This is a genomic window from Frigoriflavimonas asaccharolytica (genome assembly GCF_013294015.1).
Classification (GTDB): Bacteria; Bacteroidota; Bacteroidia; order Flavobacteriales; family Weeksellaceae; genus Frigoriflavimonas; species Frigoriflavimonas asaccharolytica.
Window position 1 is genome coordinate 34,359 of record NZ_JABSNO010000007.1, and the last position, 16,885, is coordinate 51,243.

Consider the following 16,885-nt stretch of genomic DNA (forward strand, 5'->3'; position numbering starts at 1 on the left):
CAGTAGGGATTTTCTTTTGTTAATAAAAAAATCACCTCAAATTTCTTTGAAGTGATTTTTATAATTGTGTAAAAAATATTATTGATTTTTCACGAGAATCCAACCTGAGTAACTAACCAGCGTATTTGTGGCAGATTCTTCCCATGTAATACTATACCAGTACGTTCCTGTGATTATTTTTCTACCACCATTTGCAGTTCCTGCCCATTTGTATTGGTTATTTTTGTCTGCTACATACAATTGGTTACCATATCTATCATACACGGTAAATGTGAGCGCCTTTTTGTAAGAAAGTGCAGAATAATCTACATAATCATTCACGTTATCTCCGTTTGGACTGATTGCATTTACTAAATTTAAAACATCTACGTCTACAAATACAGGATTACAATCATAAGAATCCTTCACATATATTGTATTTATTCCACGTGGAAGATTAGTGAATGTATTGGAATCTTGAAAATTCGTTCCATCTACAGAGTATTTATAAGGTGGAAGACCACCATTTACGGTTATTACTGCAGTATTGTTCGTGATTTCTATATTAGTAATTACAGGAATTTGGGAAGCTAAAACTTTCACCGCTTGTCTTGTTACACATCCGTTTTTACGTAGATCAACATAGTAGTTTCCTACGCTTACGTTGGTTATCGTTTGTGTTGTAGCTCCTGTACTCCAACGATATCCATCAAAACCAGTACCTGCATCTAAAGTTGTGGTATCTTCAACACAAATAATTTTATCTTTTAAAACTGTGGAATAAACGGGTGGAGTAACGGTAAGTGTTACTTTAACAATATTCCAACATCCATTTGTGGAGGTAACTCTTACGAATATTTCGGAATTTCCAGCAATATATGCTGTTGCTGCAGCATTTGGAATTTGATTAGTCTGATTAACAGCATCTTGATTTGTTTTAAAATAAGTTTTTACAACTCCTGTTGTACTGCTTACATTTGCCGAGGTTAGATCAAACATAGCCGTAGTAGGATTTCCTTCTATAAAGCAAGATACCAATGTAGCTGGAGTTTGTACAATAGGAGCAAAAAAGACTAAGGTAATTTTGGAAGAACCTGTACAGCCTTGTGCTGTAGTAACTTTTACATAAACATCACCTGGCGCAGAAGTATACGTTGTAGGATTTGTAATTAAGTTTGTATTGTTGTTAAGATCTGCTAAAGTGGGATAATATTGAAAAGTATTTCCTGCTGGTCCTGCAAAAACTGCAGCCGTAGTTAAATTAAACACTGCAGTGGTTGCATTGTTATTAGCACAGCCAGAAATCGTGGCATTATTAACAACTATTGCACCCTGCACAAAGCGTATCTCTCCATTTATAGTACATTGATTAGCAGCATTACTAGGATTTGCTGGGTCTGTATATTTGATAGCGTAATAATAAGTGGCCGCAGTATTTACTACAATTGGTGTTGTAATAGGTGAGGTATTTGTCAAGAGATTATTAGGCGTAAGGTAATAAGCGACTGTAAAATTGGGATTACCATTTATAATACCTGTACTAAGTGTAGAAAAATCAAAAGTTGCAGGATTTGAGCATATCAATATATTTCCATCCGCATTTAATCCTGGTGCAATAAATGGGTTTGGCTGAACGGTAGGATTATTAAATGGAGAAGTCAATAATGCCGTTCCTCCAAATGTTAGGCTAAATCCAAATTGTGAATTGGAATAATTATCCACTACTATAAAATATACTTCACCAGCTATTACATTTAAAATAGGACTCCATTGACTGCCTGTTTGCGTATCACTTAAACCAGTAAGACCTGGTGTACCAGAGAAATTACATCTTATCGGAGTTCCTAAAGCTGCACAACTAGGATTTGGACCGTATACACCAAAATCATAGTCATTTGCTAAATTGTTTGGGGTAATTGTAAAGCTTAAAGTTCCTGTAGTAGCCGCAGTAAAAGAATACCAAACGGAAAAATTTTCATCATCACTTAAGCATCCACCGAGGGTTTCCAAAACAAGGCCTGGTCCAGTTGGAGTGTAAGAAATCGCAGAGTTTCCGCATAATGGAATCGCACTGATACAATCTGATTGGGAATATGCGAACTGCGAAAATATAATTGTAAAAAATAATAGAAATTTTTTCATGAGCTTTAATTTATTGTAAACAAAAATTCGATATTTATTTAATAGTAGAAATGTAGTATTGAGCATCGCTAAAACCCCATGAAGGATCTTTTGCCGTTTTTGGTTTAAACGCTTTCAATAATACTGCTGCGTTTTCAAAAGCAACTTTAAAATTCTTGTTAGTATTTTTATTTTTTAAATTCAGGTACTGCAATTGTGCTCTTAGAAGGTCAAATCTAGGATTAGCCGGATCAGAATTAACTTCTAAATAGAGAATTTCCTTCGCTTTTTTTCTTTCAATTTCGAAATCTGAAGAATTTTTACCCATTTTAATAATGTGAACATAAGCTAATAACGCTCTTATTTCAGAATTTTGGGATTGTAAAGAAAGAATTGGCTGCAGAAAAGTACTTGCTTCATCTGCCAAAATATCTAAATTTTCTAATTTGTTTGCACGAAGTTCCATTTCTGCTTGCTTCAAGACAGATAGTGCGGCATAATACGAAGGGTACCATTTTGAAGTCTCGGTTATTTGTAGTTTGAAATCATTTTTAACTGTTTGCAAATCAACAAAAGTTATTGCAGTATTCAGTTTATTTATGCTCTCATTCAGTGCTTTATCTGATGTATTTTGTGCAAATGATACTGAACTTAATATCGATAAAAATAGGGAAAATAGAATTTTTCTCATTGTGTAGAATTTTTCAAGATTAGTACAAAGATAATTTTTTAAAAACAATTTTTATTAATAAATCTCCAGTATTTGTAATTTAATTCAATATAACTCCTTATTACAAAAGATATTGAATGAATAACCACAAAAAAAATTACCTCAAATTTCTTTGAGGTAATTGATGTTGAAACAACTTTATTAATTATTTATTTTTTACAACTATCCAACCAGTATAGTTTATCAAAATTTTAGATGTTGGTTCTACCCAAGTTATTGTATACCAATAGGTACCTGTAGACAATTTTTTGCCACCGTTTATTGTACCGTCCCAACGGAAATTGTTTTCTTTATTGGCAACATGTATTTTATTTCCATATCTATCGTAAACTGTATAGGTAAGCAATGTTTTGTTTGCAAGTGAAGAATAATCTACAAAATCATTTACGCCATCTCCATTTGGTGTTATCGCATTCACAAGATTTGGTACTGTAACATCTACAATCACAGGATCGCAATTGTAATTGTCTTTTACATACATCGTATTTTGTCCTCTTGGTAAGTTGGTAAATACGTTAGAATCTTGAAAATTAGTTCCATCTATAGAATATTGGTAAGGTGGAACACCACCATTTACCGTAACTGTAGCACTATTGTTGGCAATTTCAATACTGGTAACTACTGGCGTTGGTGAAGCTAAAACTTTTACATTTTGTTTGGTTACACAATCATTTGTAGTTAGATATACAAAATAAGAACCTACACTTACATTGGTAATACTCTGTGTTGTTTCTCCTGTACTCCAAAGATACGCTGTAAAACCTGGACCAGCGTCTAGAGTAGTAATATCTTCTACACAGATGATTTTATCTTTTAAAACTAAAGAATAAACCGGTGGTGTAACTTCTAATGTAACTTTTACAATATTCCAACAACCTTCTGCAGAGGTAACTCTTACAAAAACTTCCGAGCTTGTAGCAACATAAGCAGCTGCATTAGCAATAGGATTTGTCTGGTTAATAGCATCTTGATTAGATAAATAATACTGTCTTGTAACTCCAGTTGTAGTAGTTACATTTGCTGTGGTAAGATCAAACAATGCTGTTGTAGGATTTTCTTCTATAAAGCATGATATCAACTCAACTGGCGTTTGCACTATTGGAGCAAAAAATATTAAGGTAATTTTGGAACTTCCCGTACAACCTTCTGGCGTTGTAACTTTTACATAAACGGTTCCTTGTGCAGAGTTATATGTGGTAGGATTCGGTATTAAATTTGTGCCTGCATTCAAATCTGCTAAAGTTGGATAATATTGAAAAGTATTTAATCCTGGCGGACCTGCAAAAACATTGGCTGTAGTAAGATTGTACAAAGCAACTCCAGAGTTATTATTAGAACATCCTGATAATGTGGTATCATTTACAACAATCGCACCTTGGGTGAAATTTATTGTACCGTATTGCTTACACTTATTTGCAGCAGCATTTGGATTTGTTGGGTCTACATAATTAATCGTGTAATGATAAGTATTGGCAGTATTAACTGTAGTAGCACCAATGATTGGGTTTACACTTGCTATCGCATCATTTATATTGTTATAATAAGAAACTACAAAATCTGGATTTCCATTAATGATTTGTGCAGATAATGTTGAAAAATCGAAAGTAGCAGGATTGGTACATATTACCACGTTACCATCATTGTTTGGTCCAGGCATCAAGAATGGGTTTGGCGCCAAAGCAGGAACAGAAAAGGGAGAAGCTAAAGTAGCTGTACCACCAAAGGTAAGTACAAAACCTACCGTAGAAGAAGAGAAGTTATCTACAATTAATTGATAAGAATCTCCAGCAATTACATCTAAATATCTCACAAAACCATCTCCACCTGCTCCTTCTGTAAGATCCGTTGATGTTGTGTTTAATCCCGTAAGAATTCCGCTTCCTGTACCAGCATAAGAACATCTAATCGGCGCACCTAAATTTCCACAAGTTTTGTTGGGACCATAGACTGCGAAATCGTAATCATTTTGTGAATTTGGGGAGATCAAAAAAGTTAATGTTCCAGAGGTTGCCGCTGTAAATTGATACCAAACAGAAAAGTGCTCTGTAGACAAACAACCACCACCAAGATTTTCTTGAACTCCAGGTCCTGTAGGAGTATAGGAAACAGATGCATCTGCACAAAGCGTAATTGATGAACTACAATCTGACTGGGCAAAACTAAAAGAAGCAAGAATTATAGATAAAAAGAATATTATTTTTTTCATAATTATAGAATTATTCACAAATTTAATAATAAAAATAGACAAGCTTATACAAAATACATATTTTTTTAAAATAAAAAATATAGAAAACGCAAAAAATCTAGTATTTCATATTTCGCAGTTTAGGAAATTTAGTTCCCACAAAAACAGCGATCAACAATGTTAGAGTACCACCCACAACTACAGATCTTACAACGCCAAAAAGTTTTGCAGCAACTCCAGATTCAAATTGACCTAACTCATTGCTGCTCATCACAAAAATAGAATTTACGCTTAAAACTCTTCCACGGATTTTTTCCGGCGTTTTCAATTGTACAATTGTACCGCGAATTACCACAGAAATTCCATCCAAAATTCCGCTTAAAACTAGAAAGAAAAACGACAACCAATACAATTTTGAAAGACCAAAACCAATAATGCAAATTCCAAAACCAGCTACAGCAATTAGCAATATTTTACCTTGGTTTTTTCTTAGAGGAATAAAGGAAAGCGTAATGATAATCATCATCGCTCCAATATCAGATGCTGCATTCAAAAACCCTAAACCTTCTGAACCAACCTTCAAAATATCTGTTGCAAAAATTGGTATCAAGGCAACTGCACCACCAAAAAGTACTGCAAACATATCTAAAAGTAATGCTCCCAAAATTTCTCTCGTCTTCAAAATATAAGACAAACCTTCTTGTATACTTTCCAAAATTTTTAATTCATTACCCACATTTTCTGAGTGATGTTGCTCTATAAACCAAAAAAATATGGAAGCAACAAGCATGATCACAACGATAATCGTCAACGTTGATGAAATACCAAACCAATGAATAAAAAACCCACCCAAAGCATGTCCTGTAACAGAAGCACAAAGAAAAGTTGCCTGGTTTACCGTTATTGCAAAAGGCAATTTCTCTTTACCAACAATTTTTGGAATCATTGTCGGAACTATTGGACCAAGAAACGCCCTGCAAATTCCCGTGAGGAAGATAGTTCCGTATATAAAATAAGTAATGTGCGTAGTTGATAATTGATGAAGATCATCTCCAAAATAAGCCAGAAACGCCAAAAATCCTATTAAAACAACATAAGCATAATTGCAAATAAGCAACATCCTCTTTTTTTCGGAATTATCGATTACGTGACCAGCATACAACGCGGAACTTACCGCCGGAATCACCTCCGAAAGACCAATTAAGCCAATTGCAAACGGATCTTTTGTCAATTCATAAATCCACCATCCTAAAAGGGTTGCCAACATTCTAAAAGCTGCAATTAGTAAAAATCTACCAGCCATCAGATTTCGGAATTCGGGAATTTTTAAAGTTTGAATGGGTTGTAAAGAAATCATCGCGCAAAGATAATATGATAAATTGTCTTATTTTAAATTTTAAAAAATTTATTTTTGCGCAATGAATTGGATTATTCTCATAATTGCCGGACTTTTTGAAACCGGATTTGTTTTTTGCCTAGGAAAAGCACAACTTACCACAGATAAAGAAAGTAAATTTTGGTGGCTCGGCTTTGCAATCTCTCTTGTACTTTCTATGTTTTTGATGTACAAAGCAACTTCTGGCGAACATGCACTACCACTAGGAACAGCCTATGCAATTTGGACCGGAATTGGAGCAGTGGGAAGTGTTACTATTGGAATTATTTATTTTCAGGAACCCACAACTTTTTGGCGCCTATTTTTTGTAATGACGCTTATTGCTTCCATTGTAGGATTAAAATCTGTGAGCAGTTAAATTTTTAATTGAATTAATCTGCGCGAGAAGAACTAAGGATCAATGCTGCTGCAGCTGCTGTTCCAATAGCGAAACCTGCAATAGTTGCAGAAGCTTTTTTGATGTCTTTCACTTCAGACACACTAGATTTTGGAATAGAAACCATTGTAGAATCTTTTTTTGAAGCAAAACCCATTATTTGATCGTCTGAAATTCTAGAAAATACCATCTTTTGTTTTTCGCCACCATCTCGCAAGGTAAATTGATAATTTTTTCCTGTTTGAAGATTAGAATAATTATTCGTGGATGCATCTTCACCATATTTTACAGTAGAACAAGATGAAAGCACAAATAATAAGACCAAAAGCGAAGATTTAATAGATAAAGGTAATTTCATGATGGATTTTGTTTTCTCAAATTTAACAAATTATTTTGAATTATCGGTAAGCTTTAAATATGAAGCTTCTATTTTTGTAGATACACCATAAATTTGACTGCTTTAAGATTGCGGAATAAAGGTGCATTTCTCCATTTTTTTTTAGCTGAAACAAATCTTCAAAGTTGGATATATTGAAAGAACGTTTTTATTTTGGAAATGAATGCACCTTTACAGCGCAATCTTGCGGTAAAAACATGTTTCGTAGTATATTCCTACAAGGTAAATTCCTACAAAAACCTTTCTAAAACCTCGGCTATCTTTCTATCATTTGCCAAACGTGGAATTTTGTTTTGTCCGCCCAACTTGCCTTCAGATTTTGCATATTCTTGAAAAGCGTTTTTTTGTAATTTGGTAATAACCAAAGGTTTTAGCACGTTTCCTTTGACCAAATCGTCGTAATAGCTGTTCCGTTTACGCAATTCTTCATCTAAATACTGCTGAAATTTTTCAAAATCTTCGGGTTCTTTTTCAAATTCCACAAACCATTCATGGTAAGGCAATCCACTTTTCGGGTTTACTTGTGGTGCGAGATGAAACTCGGAAATCTGGGTGGGAAATTTTTCTACCGCAGCTTTCATGGCTTCTTCTACTTCAAAAGCGATCACATGTTCGCCAAAAGCAGAGGTAAAATGTTTTGTTCTACCACTTACCAAAATTTTGTAAGGATTTTTATTAATAAACCGCACTACATCACCGATGGAATATGCCCAAAGTCCGGAATTGGTAGTTAAAATTAATGCATAATCTTTGTTGAGTTCTACCTCATTTAAAGTTAATCGATGTTCATTTTGATCGGGTTTTCCGTAATGTTCTAACGGAATAAATTCGTAGAAAATCCCGTGATTCGTTAATAATAAAAGTCCGTCTTCTTCAAAATTATCTTGAAAAGCAAAGAAACCTTCACTCGCCGGAAATGTTTGTATCACATCTACTTTTCCGCCAAGAAGTTCTTCCATTTTTTCGCGATAAGGTTCGTAGTTTACGCCGCCAGTAATGATTAATTGAAGATTTGGGAATAATTCTTTTATTTTCTTGCCGTTTCTGGCAATCAATTTTTCAAAATACATGATAAGCCAAGGTGGAATTCCAGAAATGAGCGTCATGTTTTCTTTTTCTGTTTCCAATACGATGGCGTCTACTTTTTCTTCCCAATCTTCTATCAAATTGGTAGCTTCACTTGGCAATCTATTTTTTTGAAGATAAGAGGGAATATGATGCGCAACAATACCAGAAAGTCTTCCCGTTTTGATGCCAAATTTTTCTTCTAAAGCGGGACTTCCCTGTATGAAAATCATTTTTCCATTGACGAAATTAGCCGTATTTTTTTGAGCGATGTAATGAAAAATGGCAGATTGCGCTGCTCCAGTTTGATTTTCCATGCCTTCTTTAGAAATCGGAATGTATTTGGAACCAGAAGTAGTACCAGAAGTTTTTGCGAAATAGGCAGGAGTTCCTGTCCAGAGAATATCTTTTTGCCCTTTTTTCATTTTTTCTATGAAAGGTTTTAACTGCTCATAATCTGCAACCGGAACTTTGGCTTGAAAATCTTTGATGCTTTTGATATTTTCAAATTCGTGGACTCTGCCGAACAAAGTTTTTTCGGCTGTTTTTGTTAAAAATAGCAGCAAGTCTTGTTGATCTTGGACTGCATTATTTTTGAATAAAGCAGTTTTCTTTACGTGATTTTTCGCCCAGACTAGAGCAGCAGATTTTTTTAGAAATTGAAGCATGGTTCAAATTTAGGGAAATTTATAGATAATTAGGTTGAAGCTTGGAAACTTTGCCAGCTTTCAGCGTACAAACTTTGCGCAGCGGGGTTACAAACTTTGCGCAGCTGGCACTTTGCGGAGCGGGGAACAAACGCCAAAGAAGTTGCGAAAATCCTTGAAATTTCCTTAGCTACACTTTATTGGTGGATTCCTGCTTCAGGAACTTTGTCAATCTTAAAATAATTAACTGGTTATCAACATATTAAATCGAATTCAATTAACATTGTTTTCTTTTGTACATTAACCTTAAAAATTAGTACGCTTTTTGAATAAAATAATTACAATGAAAAAATTTTTATACTTATTTATCAATCTCCCTTTTTTAATTGGTTTTGTTCACCAACAAGCTGAAATGATTTTATGGGACTTAAAAAGACCTTTAAAATATGAGGATTTCAAGGTAGTACAGAGGGACACTATTAAGATTGGAAACACAGGAAGATTTAAGGGTGTGTTAAGTGAATTTAAATTTAAATTCAATACTTCACAAACAAGTTATACCACGACACCCAAAATAGAAGTTTTGGTGTATTTTGGCCCAAATAAGTCTTGGTTACTTCTTAAAACAGAAACTACTTTGGAACATGAACAAATACACTTTAATATTGCTGAACTATATGCAAGGAAGATGAGAAAGTCTATTGATAGTTTAAATAATCTTAATGTTTACAATTTTCAAATACATACAGAAAAAATAGATGATTGGAATAAAAAGTACAATGATCGCAATATCAAATTTGACTTTGAAATAGATAGTAGGGTATATTATTTAAACGGAAAATTTTTATCTGATAAAAACAGAAAACAAACACCCTGGAAGGAGAAAATAGATAGGGAATTAAAAACTCTTGAAATTTTTATATCTAAATAAAAACCAGCAAAGATAAATTTTACTGGTTCTATTTATTTTTTTTATTTATCAATTAATTTAAAGGTAGTAGTAGCATTTCCTGATGCTGTTTTACCCTTCTTTATCATTATTCTATTAGGGTCAATTCCTTTCTTAATCAAAAGTTTCATAATTAGAGAGTTTATTTTTTTACTAAAAAATTTAGTTTCATAAATTTTCCCCACTGTAAATAAAATTAATAATATTCCAATAATTAAAAGTATAGGCCAAATTTTTTTTATTAAAATCATTGCTTAAAATTTTAATTATTAGATTTAATAGTAGCAGTTTTTTGCATTTTTAATTTCCAATTATTCTTCACTCAAATGTACTGCTTTTTTTCAAATTTGCTCAAAGACGGGAGATTTTGCAACAGTGAGATTGCTTCTTCCGATAGTTATAGAAATCGTAATGGCAATCGTGGAATTTTCTACAGTAAATTCCTAGCAATGACAGCGAGAATTTTTCCTTTGCTATTTCGCAGCCCGACTTGAGTGAATCTCTTCTTTCTTTTGTTGCAAAAAAAAATAAAAAGCGGGAACGGAAGGCATAAACAAGATTAAAGCGCAGGCTTTATTTGAAATTTACGAACGAAGTTCAAGCTGTCCAAAAAATCATACAAAAAAAGCGACCATTTTAAAAATGATCGCTTTTTATTTTGAAAATATATTCGTTTTAGTTTACTACAACATTGTCTATTTGTATGGTTGTAGTAATTCCTGGATTTCCACCTGTGTATTCAAATACTACAAATCCGTTTCCTGTAAGTGCTGCCGGGAAATTGTACGTTCCTGCTGATGCTAGTGTTCCATAGCCATTAGTTGGTACGGTAGGTATTACAAAAGATGAGGTAATATCCGTTAAAGTAGCTGCACCAAAATCTCCTAAAGCAGTATAATTCGTTGTGGTGTACACTTTTAAAGCGTTTCCATTCCAGTAGCCTATATTTACATTAAATTTTAGCGTATTGGCTGCTGTAAAGTTTACGGGTACTGCGAAATAAGTTTTGTAATTTCCTGTACCTGAGTTTGCCCCAAGTTGGATATATTTATTGTTGCTAAATGATTTTAATTGCCAGTATCTATTGTTTAGAAATGCATCATTTACGTAATTTGGAAATACTTCTAAATTGCTAGGAGTTAATGAGTAACTTTCGAAATCTTCTGTAAAAGCTCCTGAATAGGTGATTGCAGTTCCTCCTTTTGGTGGAGCGGCATCAAATCTCGTGCCTCCTACTGGTATTTTTACATCATTTAAATCACGGATGAGCATTTGCCAAGTACTTATGTATCTGCTAACTACAAATTGTATGGTTCCATTTCCAGATGGTACTATTGATGAACCAAATGATGCAAAAGAAGAATTTCTAATGATTGTAGAGGAACCTGTATTGTCTTCTATGTTTCTATCTGTATCCAAAGCAGTTGTGGTACCTGCAATGTATTCTAAATATTTTTTGCCAAGATCTGATGTTGCAAATTGTACATTTGGTACAGAAACTAATGTATTGATATATTGTGATTGTTTTGCTTCTGCTAAAGAGGTTAAAGCTCTTGGTACCAATTTTTGTAAATCTAGACCATTGCCATTGCAAACACCAGATATATATCTTGAAATAATGGATGCAGGAATTCTTCCGATATCAAAAGTTGGATCTACAGAACCGATTTTTATTACGCCACGATCTAAACCTAATCTTAAACCTTTTGCATTAATTCTAATATGCGCTCCTACTGGAAAATCTGCATAATTTCCTGCTCTATCAATTTCCATTTGCAAACCTACGGTTGGATTTGTAGGGCTATCTTGAAAAGAAATAGTTTTGTAGAAATTTCCATTTTCGTCTGATGATACTACATAACCATCAAAATAGGTGTCTTGTGTTATTAATAATGGGCCAGAAGCTGGAGCCATCGCCATAAATGCTGCCATTGTAGTGTTTGGCTCTGGAAATCTGTTGTTGCAATTTACAGTTGGCGTTTCCCAATCGTCTGTCTTTACACAAGAAGACAATGAGATGGCAACTACTGCCACGCAAACTATTGTGCTAAAAAATCTTTTTATATTCATTGTTGTAAAATTTATAATTATTATTTTTTGTATTTATTAAAATCTAACTTGCATATTCACAAAGTAAGATCTGCCTTGTGTATAGAAAAGTTTTGGCGCGAAAAGCGAACTATCTCTATCAAAATCTTCTTTGAAAGATTGAAATTTCACATTTCTAGTTTGCTCAAAACCACCAGTTATATATTTCGTGTTATCTAAGATGTTATTAACAGATGCAGATATTAGCACGTAATATTTTCCAAATATCCAAGATTTCCCAACATTAGCATTTACGAAATTTGAAGAAGGCAATTTTACTTGCTGCAACAATCTACGTAATTCACTAGCTGTTGCGTTTGGATCTGGTGTTCCTGATACACTATTTTGCACAAAGGATTCTGTTCTTAATAGCGCAGATGGATCTAAATAATTATCATCTAAATAATTATAGCTTGCACCTACCCACCAGAATTTTGGCGAACTGTATCTTAATCCTGCAGAATATCCTTTTTGTGGTGTTCCTCCTTGATAATAATCTTTCAAAGCAGCTTCTCCTAAATCTATGAAAGAGGTTCCGTTTGCGAATCTACCAACTGCATCTGATGCGAAGTAGGTTGTAGGATTGTTTCTATACGTATACTGGCCATAACTTGCTAAACCTTGGAAGGATAGACTTGGTGTTATTTTATAATCAACACCCAATTCTGCTCCCATATTTCTTCTTTCTACATTCGTCATTACTTGCGTTAGAAATGCACTCTGCACTACAGCTGTAGCTCCTGTATCTCCAGTGTTATCTAAAGCGATACCATCTGCAAAGAATCTTTGTACATTGGTTTCGTTTTCGGATTCTATTAAATATCCTGTAACTCTTAATTTCAATTTTGGTGTAGAAAGTATGTAGCTTAAATCATTTGCAACAAAAACTGTACTTCTGATATTTGGAGCTGTATCTGAGTTTATTCTTGGATTAATAAATAAATCTTCCAAGAATGGTGCTTGATTATAAACCGCTCCATTGTAAACCAAGAAGTTTCTACCGTTTATTCTGTAAGTAGCTTGTCCTTTTAGGCCAAAATTATAGAATTCAATATTTTTGCTCTTCCCAAAAGAATCTGCATATAAGAAATGTTTGAATTGCCCTTCTCTGCTTGAATTATTATAAGAAGCATTGGCTGACACAAATACATCAAAATTACCAGTTGAAAACTTCAAACCTGGATTAAATCTAAATTCTTGTCTACGGAAAATATAGCTATATCCTATTCTATCTCCTTCATATTTTGCAACGTTTGTTTCTCCTTCATTGAATTGACCACTTTTCCCTGGTTGATTGGTAGCCGCAAAAGGATCTCTGTTGTATGCGAAATCTGCACCCAAAAGATCACTTACTTCTCTGTATTGTTCAGATCTATAATTTTGATAAGATAAATTTAAAATAAATTTTATTTTATCGCTAAAATCATGGGTTAGATGCGCCGATCCGTTCCAAATTTTATCTTCACTTACATCATCTACCATAAAATACAAAGCTCTTTTCCCAGTTACACCATACAAACTACTTTCAGGTTGTTGCATATTTGCTCTATACAATCTTTCCCAGTTTAATTGTGTGAATTCTGGATTTCCAGATTGCCATCCGTTTAGTGCTGTTTGGTAAGCGTCTTGCGCAGTTGAGGTTGTACCATCTGGATTGATTACGCTTGCATTAGGATCCAAAGATTCATAATAACTTGGTAAATATCTATAGTAAATTGGCGATGGATTTGGGACACTTTGCCAATCTAATCTTGATGATTTATCTTTTCCAAATTGGTAGGATAATGAAGTAGTTAAAGATGTTTTATCATTAATTTTCCAGAAATCTTGAAATTGCAACACCGGTTGAAAACCTTTTTTTACTCTTTCACTTCTTTTTTCTCCATTTTGATAACCCCAATAAGCATTGTAATGCACTCCGCCGTAATCATAAGCTTCTTGCGTAGCCGGACTAGAAGTAGATCTTGCATAAGAAGACCCGATTGCATTAAAAGTTATGGTATGATTATCATTAAATTTTTTCTCAATTCCAAAATAACCACCATAAGAATCATAAAAAGTTCCTTCTTGTATTCCTTCTTCTGCCCATCTTCTTGCTCCCATTACTGTAAATGCCCAACCTTTGCTGCTCATTCCGGAAGTATATCTAAGGGAAGTTCTATTTCTATAATTTCTATTGGTAAGAGATTGCGTGAATTGAAATCCTTTTCTATATTCACTCGCTTTGGTATTTTTATAAAAAACTGAAGCAACACCACCGAAAGAATATTCTGAAGGCGCGTGATTTACCGCTACTTCTGGATATCTTGTAATCTCATTAAGACCACCCCAATTTCCGAAATCTACATTTCCATTGTCTGCTTCTACCATAGAAACTCCGTTTAAGAATGTCTCTCCGCTTCTACCATCAATTCCACGTGGACGAAACCAATAAGCACCTAAATCAAAAGCTGCCAATCTACTAAAAACATCTTGTGAAGATTGTAGCAAACCAACAGTAGAACTTTGGCTAGAATTTTCTTCGTCGCCATTATTTTCTATAAAAGCAAGACCTTGCTCTACATTTGCAAGAGAAAAATAAACCGTGATTTCTCCTAGATCTTTCCGCTTTTCTTGAGCGATATCAAAATCCATCACTTTGGTTTCTAAGTTTGGTTTTGTAATGACAATTTGATAGCTACCTTCTGTTAAATCTACAAATTGAAAATATCCAATTTTGTCTGTTTTCACAGTTTCTTTTCCTTTCAAACTTATCTCTACATTCTCAACTGGCTTTCCTTGGTCATCTTTTACATAGGCAAATGCAGTAGTTTGCGCCCACAGAAAAGACACCGGAAGCATGATGAAAATAGCGGTAAATAATAGTTTTTTATACATAAATAAATATTAAATGGCGTTTTTGTCTAATTCTCAATAGCAAGAATTTAAAGTGCAAATTTAATAATAAATTATGAAAAATTTAGAATAAGAATAATTATTTATCCACCATATATTAAGCTTTGTTAATAAAAGCGATTTAATGCACGGTTTTTGAGTATAAATATTGATTTATAATAATTTAATTAAAAAATAAAATTAATTTTGCAAAAACGTTTAAGATTATGACTAAAATATTATCATTTTTCTCTTTAATAATAATTACACTTAGCTTCTCTCAGCAGAAAACTAAAATTGTAGGAACTACAGTTGGATTTTTAAATGTAGAAAATCTATGGGATACCATACAATCCGCAGATTACATAGATGGCACAAAAGCTCTCAACAACCCAGCATTTCATAGAAGTGTGCCTTTGGATTCTATTAAATTCCTGGATGTAACGGATAAGGATTATAAAGGGCCATGGAATGACCAAGCTTTGATGGGGAAAAAAGTGGTTCGCTATCAAGGTCTTTCTGAAGATTTCACTCCGCTAAGCAAAAAAAATTATGGCAAAATAATTTACGTTAAAAAATTGCATAATGTAGCGAAAGTTATCTCGGAAATGGGCGCACAATACACCGGAAAACCTCCTGCAGTGGTAGGAATGATAGAAGTAGAAAATCGCCAAGTGATGGAAGATGTGGTGAAGCAACCAGAGTTGGCGAAATATGATTATGGCGTTATCCATTTCAATTCTTATGATTATAGAGGTATAGACGTGGGAATTATTTATCAAAAAAGAATGTTCACACCCTCTAAATATTACAAAAAGGAGGTAGTTATTTTTAATGAGGAAGGCAAAAGATCTTACACAAGAGATGTATTGGTAGTTACTGGATATTTGAATAATGAAAAAGTAGCATTTTTTATGAACCACTGGCCTTCTAGAAGAGGTGGCGAAGTGAAATCTGCCATTAGCAGAAATGCAGCCGCCACAGTTTTGAAAAAAGAAATGGACGAAATTTCTGCAGCAGAACCTGGCGTAAAAATGTTTGCCATGGGAGATTTTAATGATGATCCTATAGATGATAGTTTGCTAGAACATCTGCATGCTGCCGGAAGAGAGAAAGATTTATCTGATGAAAGACCTTATTTAAATTTAATGTACCCGCTTTTCAAAAAAGGAGTTGCTTCTTTGGCTTATAGAGATGCCCCAAATTTGTTTGATCAAATTATCGTTTCTAGAAATTTAATTTCGGATAAAGTAGGACCTACATTTTCTGTGATGAAAGCAGAAATTTTTGCACCAGCTTACCTCATCGGAAAAGAAGGAAATTACAAAGGTTACCCTTTCCGCTCTTGGGTAGGAGATACTTTTACTGGTGGTTACAGTGATCACTTTCCAGCATTTGTAGTACTACAGAAAGAGTACAAATAATAATTTCTTTGTAAATACAATCAACAAAAACACCCGAGCAAATTTTGCTCGGGTGTTTTTGTTTAATCTTTTTAATTATTTTAAGGATTAGAAATTTTGAATGGTGCGAGCAAATCTGTTTCTCCTCCACTTTGAGTTCCATAGACTTTTCCATTTCCACTCAACTGGGAATTCTCTGATAGAGAAATAGACTCATGATACAACGCTAGTCTAATTTGAGCTCCTGTGGCAGATTTTACGGCAGTAGTTACGTTCCACTTCGTAAGCAAACCCACTTTGTTTCCATCTGCTCGAGTGGAAGATGCATTGTCTAATCTCGTCAATGTGATATCAGAATTTGGAAAATCAAAAGTGAAGAAATGCTCATCTTTTGCGTCTATCACTTCTTGCGTTACGTCTTCTGCTCCATTTTTTAATGCTATTTGCACCGTATACTCTCTTCCATTAATCAATTTAATATCTGGTGTATTGCTACCATTTACTTGGTAATTATAGGTGGCAGTAGTTCCCGTGGTTTCATCTGTCACAGAAAGTATGGCATTAGAAATCTCCTCTTGTGGAAGGTCATCTACTGGTTCATCTGTTCTATTGCAAGAATTAAACAAGAGTGTAAAGCTGAAAATCAGTGCTAAAAATTGTGTTATTTTTTTCATA

General features: G+C 33.9%; 13 protein-coding genes. 3 read left to right on the forward strand and 10 right to left on the reverse strand.

What is annotated here, in order from left to right; translation table 11 throughout:
- Window positions 1–78: 78 nt before the first annotated feature.
- From HNQ03_RS06160 to HNQ03_RS06175, 4 genes are all read right to left on the reverse strand, one after another.
- Complete coding sequence (locus HNQ03_RS06160; protein WP_173778802.1) at window positions 79–2,121, reverse strand: T9SS type B sorting domain-containing protein; 2,043 nt, start codon at window positions 2,119–2,121, stop codon at window positions 79–81.
- Between the two features lie 34 nt (window positions 2,122–2,155).
- Entirely contained in the window at window positions 2,156–2,791 is a 636-nt protein-coding gene (locus HNQ03_RS06165; RefSeq protein WP_173778803.1) for a hypothetical protein, read from the reverse strand.
- A gap of 184 nt (window positions 2,792–2,975) precedes the next feature.
- On the reverse strand, window positions 2,976–5,036 hold the full coding sequence (locus HNQ03_RS06170; RefSeq protein ID WP_173778804.1) for a T9SS type B sorting domain-containing protein: 2,061 nt from the start codon (window positions 5,034–5,036) through the stop codon (window positions 2,976–2,978).
- Between the two features lie 97 nt (window positions 5,037–5,133).
- A complete protein-coding gene (locus tag HNQ03_RS06175) occupies window positions 5,134–6,372 on the reverse strand; it encodes an MFS transporter (protein ID WP_173778805.1) in 1,239 nt (412 codons plus the stop codon).
- 61 nt (window positions 6,373–6,433) lie between these two features.
- Here HNQ03_RS06175 and HNQ03_RS06180 point away from each other — a divergent pair, with 61 nt between their 5' ends.
- Window positions 6,434–6,769, forward strand: a complete 336-nt coding sequence (locus HNQ03_RS06180; protein WP_173778806.1) for a DMT family transporter — start codon at window positions 6,434–6,436, stop codon at window positions 6,767–6,769.
- Window positions 6,770–6,782: 13 nt separating this feature from the next.
- Here HNQ03_RS06180 and HNQ03_RS06185 read toward each other — a convergent pair whose 3' ends face one another.
- Together HNQ03_RS06185 and HNQ03_RS06190 are read right to left on the reverse strand one after the other, a co-directional pair.
- Entirely contained in the window at window positions 6,783–7,145 is a 363-nt protein-coding gene (locus HNQ03_RS06185) for a hypothetical protein (protein WP_173778807.1), read from the reverse strand.
- 269 nt (window positions 7,146–7,414) lie between these two features.
- Window positions 7,415–8,917, reverse strand: coding sequence for a GH3 auxin-responsive promoter family protein (locus tag HNQ03_RS06190; RefSeq protein ID WP_173778808.1), 1,503 nt, complete (start codon window positions 8,915–8,917; stop codon window positions 7,415–7,417).
- Between the two features lie 322 nt (window positions 8,918–9,239).
- Here HNQ03_RS06190 and HNQ03_RS06195 point away from each other — a divergent pair, with 322 nt between their 5' ends.
- Window positions 9,240–9,827, forward strand: a complete 588-nt coding sequence (locus HNQ03_RS06195) for a hypothetical protein (RefSeq protein WP_173778809.1) — start codon at window positions 9,240–9,242, stop codon at window positions 9,825–9,827.
- A gap of 41 nt (window positions 9,828–9,868) precedes the next feature.
- Here the strand turns inward: HNQ03_RS06195 and HNQ03_RS06200 are convergent, their stop codons facing one another.
- From HNQ03_RS06200 to HNQ03_RS06210, 3 genes are all read right to left on the reverse strand, one after another.
- Window positions 9,869–10,096 carry a hypothetical protein gene (locus HNQ03_RS06200; protein WP_173778810.1) on the reverse strand — a complete coding sequence of 76 codons (228 nt, stop codon included), beginning with the start codon at window positions 10,094–10,096 and terminating at the stop codon, window positions 9,869–9,871.
- 424 nt (window positions 10,097–10,520) lie between these two features.
- On the reverse strand, window positions 10,521–11,915 hold the full coding sequence (locus tag HNQ03_RS06205) for a DUF5689 domain-containing protein (protein ID WP_173778811.1): 1,395 nt from the start codon (window positions 11,913–11,915) through the stop codon (window positions 10,521–10,523).
- 36 nt (window positions 11,916–11,951) lie between these two features.
- Window positions 11,952–14,810, reverse strand: a complete 2,859-nt coding sequence (locus HNQ03_RS06210; protein ID WP_173778812.1) for a carboxypeptidase-like regulatory domain-containing protein — start codon at window positions 14,808–14,810, stop codon at window positions 11,952–11,954.
- A 224-nt stretch (window positions 14,811–15,034) separates the two neighbouring features.
- Here HNQ03_RS06210 and HNQ03_RS06215 point away from each other — a divergent pair, with 224 nt between their 5' ends.
- Complete coding sequence (locus tag HNQ03_RS06215; RefSeq protein ID WP_173778813.1) at window positions 15,035–16,231, forward strand: endonuclease/exonuclease/phosphatase family protein; 1,197 nt, start codon at window positions 15,035–15,037, stop codon at window positions 16,229–16,231.
- Between the two features lie 80 nt (window positions 16,232–16,311).
- Here the strand turns inward: HNQ03_RS06215 and HNQ03_RS06220 are convergent, their stop codons facing one another.
- A complete protein-coding gene (locus HNQ03_RS06220) occupies window positions 16,312–16,884 on the reverse strand; it encodes a hypothetical protein (RefSeq protein WP_173778814.1) in 573 nt (190 codons plus the stop codon).
- Window position 16,885 lies beyond the last annotated feature (1 nt).